3 protein-coding genes are annotated in these 4,891 nt (G+C 75.2%); all 3 read left to right on the top strand.

What is annotated here, in order from left to right:
* A partial coding sequence (gene rhaD / locus Cch01nite_RS22415) for a bifunctional rhamnulose-1-phosphate aldolase/short-chain dehydrogenase (protein WP_203758741.1) occupies positions 1-1,515 on the top strand: 1,515 nt, incomplete at its 5' end.
* 59 nt (positions 1,516-1,574) lie between these two features.
* Positions 1,575-3,140 carry a rhamnulokinase gene (locus Cch01nite_RS22410; RefSeq protein ID WP_239071245.1) on the top strand — a complete coding sequence of 522 codons (1,566 nt, stop codon included), beginning with the start codon at positions 1,575-1,577 and terminating at the stop codon, positions 3,138-3,140.
* Between the two features lie 127 nt (positions 3,141-3,267).
* On the top strand, positions 3,268-4,891 hold a 1,624-nt coding region (locus Cch01nite_RS22405), incomplete at its 3' end, for a S8 family serine peptidase (RefSeq protein ID WP_203758739.1).

Below are 4,891 nucleotides of genomic sequence, written 5' to 3'. Positions count from 1 at the left end.
ATCCTGGGCGGGCACGGCATCACCGCCTGGGGCGCGACGTCCGAGGAGGCCGAGCAGCGGTCCCTCGAGATCATCCGCAGCGCCGAGGGGTTCATCGCCGAGCGCACGGCCGCCCTGGCCGCTGAGGGCGGGCACCCGTTCGGCGCCGTCGTGCACCCGCCCCTCCCGGACGACGAGCGCCGCGCCCGGGCGGCCGCGCTCGCGCCCGTCATCCGGGGCCTCGCCTCGACCGACCGCCCGCAGGTCGGCCACCTCACCGACTCCGACGTGGTGCTGGACTTCCTGTCCCGGCAGCGGCTCGCCGAGCTGGCCGCGCGGGGCACGTCCTGCCCGGACCACTTCCTGCGGACGAAGGTCCGGCCGCTCGTCGTCGACCTGCCGCCGACCGCGCCGGTCGAGGACGTCGTCGCCCGCCTGCGGACCCTGCACGCGGAGTACCGCGCCGACTACCAGGCGTACTACGACCGGCACGCCACGCCCGGCAGCCCCGCGATCCGCGGCGCCGACCCGGCGATCGTGCTGGTCCCGGGCGTGGGGATGTTCTCGTTCGGCAAGGACAAGCAGACGGCCCGGGTCGCGGGGGAGTTCTACGTCAACGCGATCAACGTGATGCGCGGTGCCGAGGCGATCTCGACGTACGCGCCGATCGACGAGGCCGAGAAGTTCCGCATCGAGTACTGGGCGCTCGAGGAGGCCAAGCTCGCCCGCATGCCGAAGGCCAAGCCGCTCGCCACCCGCGTCGCGCTCGTGACCGGCGCCGGGTCGGGCATCGGCCGGGCCATCGCGGAGCGGCTCGCGGCCGAAGGGGCGTGCGTCGTCGTCGCGGACCGGAACCTCGACGGTGCGCGCGAGGTCGCGGAGTCGCTCGGCGGGCCCGACGTCGCCGTCGCGGTCGAGGCCGACGTGACGTCCGAGGAGGCCGTCGCGGACCTCGTGGCGCAGGCGTCGCTGGCCTTCGGCGGCGTCGACCTCGTCGTCAACAACGCCGGCCTGTCCATCTCCAAGCCGCTGCTCGACACCACCGTCGCCGACTGGGACCTGCAGCACGACGTCATGGCCCGCGGCTCGTTCCTCGTCGCCCGCGAGGCGGCCCGGGCGATGATCGCGCAGGGCATGGGCGGCGACATCGTCTACATCGCCTCCAAGAACTCCCTGTTCGCCGGCCCGAACAACATCGCCTACTCCGCGACCAAGGCCGACCAGGCCCACCAGGTGCGGCTGCTCGCCGCCGAGCTCGGCGAGCACGGCATCCGCGTCAACGGGGTCAACCCCGACGGCGTCGTGCGCGGGTCCGGGATCTTCGCCGGCGGGTGGGGGGCGCAGCGGGCCGCCGTGTACGGGGTGCCCGAGTCGGAGCTCGGCGCCTACTACGCGCAGCGGACCCTGCTGAAGCGCGAGGTGCTGCCCGAGCACGTCGCCGCCGCCGTCTTCGCGCTCACCGGCCCCGACCTCGTGCAGACCACCGGGCTGCACGTGCCGGTCGACTCGGGCGTGGCCGCCGCGTTCCTGCGATGACGGCTCCGGCTCCGGCTCCGGCTCCGGCTCCGGTTCCGGCTCGGGTTCCGGCGACGCGTGTGCCGGCCTTCGCCGCCGTCGACCTCGGGGCGTCGAGCGGGCGGGTCATCGTCGGGCGGGTGCTGCCCGGCGACGGCGGGCCGCGCGTCGAGCTGCACGAGGTCAACCGGTTCGCGAACGGTCCCGTCGCCGTGCCGGCGGTTCGCGCCTCGGGTCGGGGCGCGGGCGCTGCGTCGTCCGGCGGCCCTGGGGCCGGACCCGGCCAGGGTGGCGAGCCGACCCTGCACTGGGACGTCCTGCACCTGTACCGCGGCGTGCTCGACGGGCTGCGGGCCGCGACCCGCGACGTCGGCGTGCTCGACGGGGTCGGCATCGACTCGTGGGCCGTCGACCACGGCCTGCTCGACGCGGACGGCGTGCTGCTCGGCAACCCCGTGCACTACCGCGACCGACGCACCGCCGGGATCCCCGAGAAGGTCTTCGCCACCGTCCCCGCCGAGGAGCTGTACGCCCGCACCGGCCTGCAGGTCCAGCCGTTCAACACCGTGTTCCAGCTCGTCGCCGCCCAGGGCACCGCCCAGCTCGCCGCCGCCCGGCGCGCCCTGCTGATCCCCGACCTGCTCGGTGCGTGGCTCACCGGCGTCGAGGTCGCGGAGGTCACCAACGCGTCCACCACCGGCCTCCTCGACGCGACCACCCGCACCTGGGCGACCGACCTCGCCGCGCGGCTCGGCATCGACGCGACGCTGCTGGCGCCGCTGCGCGACGCGGGCACGCTGCTCGGGCACGTGCACGACGAGACCCGCACCGACGTCGGCCACCGGGCGCCGCTGCCCGTGTGGACCGTCGGGTCGCACGACACCGCGTCCGCCGTCGTCGCCGTCCCCGCGACCGACGACGACTTCGCGTACATCTCGTGCGGCACCTGGTCGCTCGTCGGGCTCGAGCTCTCCCGGCCGGTCCTGTCGGAGGCCGGCCGGCGCGCCAACTTCACCAACGAGGCCGGCGTCGACGGGACCGTCCGGTACCTGCGCAACGTCATGGGCCTGTGGGTGCTCCAGGAGTCGATCCGCACCTGGAACGACGCCGGCCTGCCCGCCGACCTGCCCGACCTGCTCGCCGCCGCCGCCCGCGTCCCTGCGCTCACCACGGTCGTCGACATCGACGCCCCCGAGCTGCTGCCGCCCGGCGACATGCCCACGCGCATCGCCGCGCTCGCCGTGAGGACCGGGCAGAGCCCGCCGCAGTCCCAGGCGGAGACGGTCCGGTGCATCCTCGACTCGCTCGCGCTCGCCTACCGGCGGGCCGTGCGCGAGGCCGCTACGCTCGCCGACCGGGACGTCCGGGTCGTGCACGTGGTCGGCGGCGGGGTCCGCAACGAGCTGCTGTGCCGGCTCACCGCCGACGCGACCGGCCTGCCCGTGGTCGCCGGGCCCGCGGAGGGTGCCGCCCTCGGGAACGTGCTCGTCCAGGCACGGGCGGCCGGGGTCCTCCCCGGCGACGTGCGCGACCTGCGCGACCTGCGGCGGGTGGGCGCCCGCGGCCTCGACCTGCGCCGGTACGTGCCGGGCGACGGGCCGTCGGCCGCGCAGTGGGACGCCGCAGAGCGTCGTGTCCTCGGCTGACCCGCTCCCGCACGCCCGAGATGCCCCGGTTCGGCCGGGTATCGGTATTTTCGCCTCCCGCATCCACTCCTGATCCCCAACGGCACAGCGCGCGGCCCGAGCCGCGTCGACAACGGGGGAGCGGGACATGGAACGCGAGTACTTCGTCCGCGGTGAACGGCGGACCGTCGAGCAGGTGGAGGACGTCGCGGCCGTCAAGGTGGCGCCCGACGAGACCGGCGAGCGGGCCGGACGGGCACGCGAGGTCGAGTCGACCGACGCGAGCCGGCAGGCGGGGCTGAGCGACGACGACGTCGACGCGTTCCGCCGGGCCGGGTGGGTGTTCGTCGAGCCCGGTGCCGCGCCCGGTGCCGGAGCCGGTGCCGGGGCCGGCGACCTGATGGCCCGGGAGACCCCCGACGAGGTCGAACGGGCCGGCGAGCTCGTGCGGCGCCCGAGCGGGCGGGTCGGGATCGTCACCCGACGGCTCACCGTGCAGCTCGACGCCGGGCTGTCCGCCGACCAGGCGCGGGCGACCCTCGAGGAGCTGGGGGTCGTCCCGCTGCTCACGCTGGGCTGGGCGCCGAACCTGTTCGAGGTCGACACGGTCCGGCACGACGACGCGATCGCCGCGTCGGCCGCGCTCGACGCCGACCCCCGGGTCGTGTTCGCGGAGCCGAGCTTCGTCGAGCACGTGGACCAGCGGCTGCACCCGACGGACCCGCGCTACGGCGAGCAGTGGCAGTGGCTGAACACGGGCCAGGCCGGCGGCACGGTCGGTGCCGACGTGCACATCGAGGCGGCCTGGGACGTCACCCGTGGCGCCGGTGTGCGGCTCGCGGTCATCGACAACGGGTTCAACGCCGCGCACGAGGACCTCCAGGCGGCCGTCGTCCCGGAGTCGGGACACTTCCAGTCCAACGGCGCCAACCCGGCGATCTTCGTGCAGGGTACGGGGGGCATGCCCGGCAGCAACCACGGCACGTTCTGCGCCGGCATGGCGGCCGCCCGGCAGGGCAACGGGCGCGGCGGCTCGGGTGCCGCCCCCGAGAGCGACCTCCTGCTCATCGCGGCGCTCGGGGACCAGGTGGGCACGCAGGTGACGCTCGCACGCGCGGTCAGCTACGCCGCGGACCCGTCGACCGTCGTCGCGGGTGCGGACCCGGCGTCCGGTGCGGACGTCCTCGTGTCGAGCCTCGGCCCGAACGGTGCCGACTGGGACCTCACCGAGGCGCTGCGTCTCGCGCTCGTCTTCGCCGGGTCGCAGGGCCGCCAGGGCAAGGGTCTCGCGATCTTCTGGGCGGCGAGCAACGGCAACAACGTCGACGTCCTGGCCGACCACGTCGTCTCGCACCCCGACGTCATCGCCGTGGTGCGGTCCAACCGCATGGACCTCGAGGACAACGCGGCCCGCGGGCCGGAGGTCGAGCTCATCGCACCCGGGGTCGACGTCGTGAGCACGACGGGCGCCGGTGGGTACGGGCCGAGCACCGGCACGAGCTTCGCGGCGCCCTGCGCAGCGGGGGTCGCCGCGCTCGCGCTGTCGATGAACACCGCGATGACCCGTGACCAGCTCCGGGCCGTCATGCACGACTCCGCCGACAAGATCGGCGGCGTCGCCTACGACGCGAACGGGCACAACGACGACTACGGGTTCGGGCGCGTCAACGCCGCTCGCGCCGTGGAGCTCGCCGGCGACGTCGTCACCGAGACGGGCAGCGCGAACTCGATCGCGCTGGTGCGGCAGATGCCGGGGTGGGCGTCGATCCCGG

This window comes from Cellulomonas chitinilytica (assembly GCF_016862675.1).
In the GTDB taxonomy this organism is placed as follows: Bacteria; Actinomycetota; Actinomycetes; order Actinomycetales; family Cellulomonadaceae; genus Cellulomonas; species Cellulomonas chitinilytica.
The sequence above is the reverse complement of the archived record's forward strand: the minus strand, read 5'-3'. Positions and strand labels throughout refer to the sequence as shown.